The organism is Synechococcus sp. R55.7 (genome assembly GCF_047461955.1).
Taxonomy (GTDB): domain Bacteria; phylum Cyanobacteriota; class Cyanobacteriia; order Thermostichales; family Thermostichaceae; genus Thermostichus.
In genome coordinates this window covers 1,519-7,463 of sequence record NZ_JANSIC010000129.1, presented here as the reverse complement: position 1 = coordinate 7,463, position 5,945 = coordinate 1,519, and the positions used below count along the sequence as shown (strand labels likewise).

The window sequence follows — 5,945 nt, the reverse complement described above, 5'->3', positions numbered from 1 at the left end:
CGCTGCATAGTTGAACAGTGATGTTCAGCAGTGTTCAGCGTAAATGTATCAGACCGAATATCCAAGCGGCATTGGGCTTGTGCAGGAACTCCCTTCCCCGGAACTGTCTTCTTCTTGGCGGCCCAGTTCTCTGGCAGCAGATCCTGCCCTAGAAAAAGCTCGCCTGCGCCAGCACTTTCGCCAGCTACGGCAGAGGTTGGACAGATCCCTTATCAGCCAGAAGATCGTGGCTCATTTGGCCTCTTGCCCCCAACTTTTGGCCGCCAAAACCATCCTGGCCTATGTGGCCTTCGGCTCCGAGGTGGACTTGGGATCCCTGTTTGCCCTTTTTCCAGAGAAGCAGTGGGGGATCCCCCGTTGTCTGCCGCGGCGGCAAATGCAGTGGCACCGCTACCAGCCGGCTGAGCTTGTCCCCAACTGCTGGGGCTTGCTGGAGCCTTCTCCCGGCAGCACAGTTATCGACCCTGGCAAGGCGGATTTGATCCTGGTGCCCGCCCTGGCCTGCGATCGGTGGGGAAGGCGTTTGGGCTATGGCGGCGGCTATTACGACCGCTTTTTGGCCGCTTTGCCGGATCCCAGTGTGCCCAAGTGGGGCATCCTCCCCCAAGCCTGCTTGCTGGAGCAGCCCCTGCCTCAGGATCCTTGGGATCAGCGCCTGGATGGGATCCAAACCGAGGAGAGGTTCTACGAGACGGGGATCCCCTAGACTAAAGAGGGTGGGCCTTGGAGGAAAAACGATGAGCCAAGTTTGGAAGCCGGCGCAGTGGCTAACCCAAAAGCTGCGTCTTGTCTGCATGAGCTTTGGCTGTGTGGCATTGGCGGTGCTCTTGATGGGCTTTGGGGCGATCCCCCTGCAACTGAAGGATCTCCACGTCACCCCCTGTCCCGATACCCCCGAATACACCAACCTGGTGACCAGCAACGGCAACCCCATACCGGCCAGGTGCCTGTTCGTCGAAGGCACAGTGGTCAACCGCTCCAAAAATACCCTGCTGAACGCGGATGTCTTCGGTCGGCTTTACGATGCCAACGGCAACGAGGTTCTGCCGGAGCGTACCCGCCTGGGGGCCATTGCAGAAGTTCCTCCCGGCGAGAGCCCTTTTTCAATTCGCATCTCGGTGCCCATAACCAGCCCCCTGCCCCTCACCCTGGAGCAATTCAAGGCCAGCGGCTTCAGCGGTACCGTGCGCCGATGAGGTCCAAAGCTGGCGGCTGAACTCCACCTGGGTGGGGCGCTCAGGCAAATGGAGCTGGGCAACCACAGGCGGGGTTTGGGCGATCAGCCGGCCCCGGCGGAAGACATACAGGCAAGCCGGTTTCAGGCGAATGGCTTCGACGGCATCAGCAGCCTGGAGCACCACCAGATCGGCATAGCAACCGGGTTCTAGGCCGTAGCCTTCCAACCCCAGAATGCGGGCCGGGTTTTCTGTTACCGCCAAAAAGCACTGGCGCATCTGCTCATAGCCAGTCAGTTGGGCGGCGTGGATGGCCATGTGGGCCACCTCCAGCATGTTGCCGCTGCCCAAAGGGTACCAGGGATCCATCACGCAATCCTGGCCAAAGGCTACCGTCAAGCCTGCGTCCATCAGCTCGGGCACCCGGGTCAGCCCCCGCCGCTTGGGGTAGGTGTCGTGGCGACCTTGGATGACCATATTGACCAGCGGGTTGGCGATCACCCCCAGCTCTGCCTCGGCCATCAGGGGGATCAGTTTGCTGACGTAGTAGTTGTCCATCGAGTGCATGGAAGTTAGATGGGATCCGGCTACCCGCCCCTGCAAGCCCAGCCGCAGCGTTTCGTAGGCCAAGGTTTCCACATGGCGCGAAAGCGGATCGTCGGTCTCGTCGCAGTGCAGATCCACCCGCAGACCCCGCGCTGCTGCAATTTCACATAGGGCCCGCACCGAAGCTGCTCCCTCGGCCATCGTCCGCTCGAAGTGGGGGATCCCGCCCACCACCTCCACCCCCAAATCCAGAGCCTTCTCCAGAAGCTGCACCGCCCCTGGCGAGCGATAGTAGCCATCCTGAGGAAAGGCCACCAGTTGCAAATCCAAGTAGGGAGCCACTTTTTGCTTGACTTCCAGCAGCGCCCGCACCGCCAACAGGTTGGGATCGCACACATCCACATGGGTGCGGATGGCCAGGATCCCACGCGCCACTGCCCAGTCGCAATAGGTCAAGGCCCTCTCTATGACTGCCTCGGGGGTCAACAGCGGCTTCAACTCCCCCCAGAGGGCGATCCCTTCTAGCAAGGTGCCCGACTGGTTGACGCGCGGGATCCCATAGGTGAGGGTGGCATCCATGTGAAAGTGGGCATCCACGAAGGGGGGCGACACCAAGCGGTTGCTGACATCAATTTCTTGGGGGGCAGTGGCTTGCAAGTTGTTTTCCAGAGCCACAATGCGATCCCCCTGGATACCGATATCGATTCCCTTGCGGCCATCCGGCAAATTGGCCCGGCGCAAAATGAGATCCATATGTTGTGGCTATTTGTTTGAACTTAGGATGGAAAGAAGCAACTACAGTTGACTGAATGATAGGCCAAATCAGATAAAGATGTCTTAAATTACCTCAAAGCCCGAATTTAGGAAACCAGTTGATTGGGTTATTGCTCACTTTATAAAAGAGGGCTGTAGTCCCCAACAGCATCCGGTTGTGCAAGATATCAACCAAGTAGTCAGAGGGATAATCTATCGAGAGCTGATTTGAGAGGACTTGGCCCTTACATCCATTCCAACCGTCAGCGAAACTTCGTTGTCCATTACAAACAAGCTCCTTCTCAAAAAATTGTATTTCAGGATACATATTTTCAGGGATCTCCCCCTTAGGATAAGCCGAGCAGTAACCCGATCTCGAAGTAACCTCAACAGAAGCGACTATGGCACGTTTAGAACTCTCCCGGCGGGACTTCTGCCTGCGTTCTGGGGCTTTTGTGGCTGGCCTGATGGGGAGCCGCTGGTTGGTTCGCGATGCCGCGGTGGCCCAAGGAACCAAGCTGAAGGTGGCCGGGGTTTATACGGTTCCCATTGAGCAGCAGTGGGTGAGCCGGATCCATAAAGCGTTGATGGCTGCCCAGAAGCGGGGGGATATTGACTATACCTGGTCGGAGTCAGTTTCCAACACCGACTACCCACGGGTGCTGCGTCAGTATGCCGAGAGCGGCGTCCAACTGCTGGTGGGTGAGGTCTTCGGGGTGGAGCGGGAAGCGCGGGAAGTAGCCAAAGACTATCCCAAGGTCAGCTTTTTGATGGGATCCAGCCTCAAGCCGGATCCTGCCCTGAGCAATTTTGCCGTGTTTGACAACTACATCCACGAGCCTTCCTATCTGACGGGAATGGTGGCCGGGGGGCTGACCCGCTCCAAAATCATCGGCATGGTGGGGGGCTATCCCATTCCAGAGGTGAACCGCCTCATGAATGCTTTTATGGCAGGGGCGAGGGAACTGCAGCCGGAGGTGAAGTTTTTGGTCACCTTTATCGGCAGTTGGTTTGATCCCCCCAAAGCCAAAGAGGCGGCTTTTGCCCAAATTGATGCCGGCGCAGATATCCTCTATGCAGAGCGGTTTGGGGTATCTGATGCCGCTAAAGAGAGGGGCGTTTTGGCCATCGGCAATGTGATCGATACCCAGCCGGACTACCCGGAAACGGTGGTGGTCAGCGCCCTGTGGCACATGGAACCCACCATCGACAGAGCCATTGCCGCGGTGAAGGCCGGAGAATTTAAGGCAGAGGACTACGGGATCTACAGCATGATGAAATATGGGGGATCCAGCCTCTCCGACTGGGGAACCTTCGCCGACAAGGTTCCGGCTGAACTGAAAGCTAAGGTGATGCAGAGGCAGGCAGAGATTCTGGCAGGGTCTTTTGTTGTAGCCATCGATGATAGCGAACCCAAGTCCACCCTCTGACGCGCCTTTGGCTCTGAAGGTGGTGGGCATCACCAAGCGCTTTGGTGCTCTGCTGGCCAACGACCAGATTGATCTTGAGCTGCGGGCCGGGGAGATTCTGGCCATCTTGGGGGAAAATGGGGCGGGCAAAACGACACTGATGAACATCCTGTTTGGGCACTATGTTCCCGATCAGGGTCAGGTGTGGGTGTTTGGTCGGCCCCTCAAGCTGGGATCCCCGGCGGCTGCCCTGGCGGCAGGGATAGGCATGGTGCATCAGCATGTGGTCTTGGCCGATAATCTGTCGGTGCTGGACAACATTCTGCTGGGCACTCAGCCCCTGTGGCACCTGTGGTCTCGGCGGCGAGAGGGACGGCGGCGCATCCAAAAGCTAGCTGAGGAATTGGGGTTGGCCGTGGATCCCGATGCTCTGGTGGGATCTCTAACCTTGGGGGAGCGGCAGCGGGTGGAGATCCTCAAGGTGCTGTATCGAGGGGCGCGGATCCTGATTTTGGATGAGCCCACAGCGGTGTTAACCCCACCGGAAATTGAGCCGTTTTTTCACACCCTACGGCAGATGGCCGGTCGCGGGCTGGGGATCCTGCTGATTTCCCACAAGCTCCAGGAGGTGATGCGCATCAGTGACCGGGTGATGGTGCTGCGCTCAGGGCGGGTGGTGATGGCGGGCAAGACGGCTGAGATCCATCCCACAACTCTGGCGGAAGCGATGGTGGGGCAGCGGTTGGCGGCGGTGGTCAAAGCGCCCTTGTCTGTTGGGGAGACGATCCTGGAGCTGCAGCAGGTCTCCTGTCGGGCAGGGCAGCAGCATCTGGAGCAGGTTTCTCTGACGGTGCGGCGTCACGAAATCGTGGGTATTGCCGGGGTGGCGGGCAATGGGCAATCCGTTCTGGCAGATCTGGTCTGTGGGGTGATCCGGCCCCACCAAGGTCATCTGCATCTGCATGGCCGAGTCCTGCGGCTGATCTCTCCTGCTGAGATGGTGCGGCAAGGCATGGCCCGGATCCCAGAAGACCGCCACAAAACTGGGCTGATTGGTTCCCTTAGCCTATGGGAAAACTGGGTCATCGAGCGCTATCGGGATCCCGAATTCTCGCGGTGGGGGATCCTGCGTCACCGCCAAATCTATCAGCAGGCCCACACCTGGCTACAGACCTACGATGTGCGGGGGCTCCAGAGGGGGGATCCCTGGCGGGCGCTCCAGATGCCGGTGCAACTGCTGTCCGGCGGAAATATGCAAAAAGTGATCCTCTCGCGGGAGCTGTGTCGGGATCCCCAGGTGATTGTGGCTCACCAACCGACGCGGGGACTGGATCTGGGGGCTGTGGCTTACGTGCATGCCCAACTGCTGGCAGCAGCCCGAGCTGGAGCCGGGATCCTGCTCATTTCTGAAGACTTGGATGAATTGCTGAGTTTGGCCGATCGGGTGGCGGTGCTCTATCGCGGTCGGCTTTCCTCGGCAGTCCCGACCCAAACCACAACGGTGACCGCCTTGGGGTTGCGCATGGCCGGGCAGGAGGTGGCCGATGCGTGTTGAACCTCGTTCCACGGTGCCCCTCTGGCTGATCCTGAGTGCGCCGATGGCAGCCATTGTCCTGGCTTTCCTCTCCTGTAGCCTGCTGATCCTGTGGACGGGATCCCCGGTTTTGGCAGCCTATGGAGCTTTGCTGCGGGGAGCGGTGGGATCCCCCTTTGCCCTGAGCGAAACTTTGACGCGGGCCATTCCCCTGATCCTGACGGGATTGGCGGTGGCGGTGTGTTTTCGGGCCAAGTTGTGGAACATCGGTGCAGAAGGCCAGTTTTATGGCGGGGCTCTGGTTGCCAGCCTCTTGGGCACCGCTGGGCTTTCGCTGCCGCGCCCGTGGTTGGTGCTGGTGCTGCTGCTGGCGGGCTGGATTGCCGGAGGGCTGTTGCTGTGGATCCCGGCCTGGCTCAAGACCCAGTTCCAGGTGGACGAAGTGGTGACCACCTTGCTGCTCAATTTTGTCATTCTTCTTGGGATCAGCTATCTCCTGGAAGGCCCCCTCAAAGATCCTCTGGCTCT

At 59.3% G+C, this 5,945-nt stretch carries 6 protein-coding genes; 5 read left to right on the top strand and 1 reads right to left on the bottom strand.

Annotation, left to right across the window (positions count from 1 at the left end; translation table 11 throughout):
- Positions 1 to 43: 43 nt before the first annotated feature.
- Together NW820_RS08155 and NW820_RS08150 are read left to right on the top strand one after the other, a co-directional pair.
- Positions 44 to 706 (top strand): 5-formyltetrahydrofolate cyclo-ligase, encoded by a 663-nt coding sequence (locus NW820_RS08155; protein ID WP_414407201.1) that lies wholly within the window; start codon positions 44 to 46, stop codon positions 704 to 706.
- A gap of 31 nt (positions 707 to 737) precedes the next feature.
- Positions 738 to 1,196, top strand: a complete 459-nt coding sequence (locus NW820_RS08150) for an FxLYD domain-containing protein (protein ID WP_414332474.1) — start codon at positions 738 to 740, stop codon at positions 1,194 to 1,196.
- Here NW820_RS08150 and NW820_RS08145 read toward each other — a convergent pair.
- Positions 1,104 to 2,474: an amidohydrolase family protein gene (locus NW820_RS08145; protein WP_414407200.1), complete on the bottom strand. Its 1,371-nt coding sequence runs from the start codon at positions 2,472 to 2,474 to the stop codon at positions 1,104 to 1,106. The genes NW820_RS08150 and NW820_RS08145 overlap by 93 nt on opposite strands.
- Positions 2,475 to 2,875: 401 nt before the next feature.
- Between NW820_RS08145 and NW820_RS08140 the strand changes: the two genes are divergently transcribed.
- The 3 genes from NW820_RS08140 to NW820_RS08130 form a co-directional block, all read left to right on the top strand.
- Positions 2,876 to 3,904 (top strand): BMP family protein, encoded by a 1,029-nt coding sequence (locus NW820_RS08140; RefSeq protein ID WP_099812061.1) that lies wholly within the window; start codon positions 2,876 to 2,878, stop codon positions 3,902 to 3,904.
- The gene (locus NW820_RS08135) at positions 3,876 to 5,438 is read left to right on the top strand and encodes an ABC transporter ATP-binding protein (protein ID WP_414407199.1); all 1,563 of its coding nucleotides are present in this window, start codon (positions 3,876 to 3,878) and stop codon (positions 5,436 to 5,438) included. The genes NW820_RS08140 and NW820_RS08135 overlap by 29 nt, the downstream gene beginning before the upstream one ends.
- Positions 5,428 to 5,945 (top strand): ABC transporter permease (locus NW820_RS08130; protein WP_414407198.1); only part of this gene is annotated, 518 nt, incomplete at its 3' end. The genes NW820_RS08135 and NW820_RS08130, both read left to right, overlap by 11 nt.